1 rRNA gene is annotated in these 268 nt (G+C 52.2%); it reads right to left on the bottom strand.

From position 1 onward, the window contains the following. Window positions 1–177 (bottom strand): 23S ribosomal RNA (locus PSHG_RS26140); the annotation flags it as partial. Between the last annotated feature and the right edge of the window lie 91 nt (window positions 178–268).

Raw genomic sequence — 268 nt, 5'->3', positions numbered from 1 at the left:
TCACACCCTATGAATTCAGGTGCGGATCCCATCCCATTACGGATGGTGGGTTCCCCCATTCGGACATCCCCGGATCGATGCTTGCTTACAGCTCCCCGAGGCAGTTTCGTTGTTCGCCACGTCCTTCTTCGGCTCCTAGCGCCTAGGCATCCTCCGTGCGCTCTTACTAGCTTAACCTCTCGAGATCTAAGCCTCACTTCTGATGCTTCGTTTTCTTCGTTTCGTTATCTAGTTTTCAAGGAACAACTGTTGAAAGGGCAGACCCTCT

This window comes from Paenibacillus senegalensis JC66 (genome assembly GCF_000285515.1).
GTDB classification, from domain to species: Bacteria; Bacillota; Bacilli; order Paenibacillales; family NBRC-103111; genus Paenibacillus_L; species Paenibacillus_L senegalensis.
This window is presented reverse-complemented; position numbering and strand designations above follow the sequence as displayed.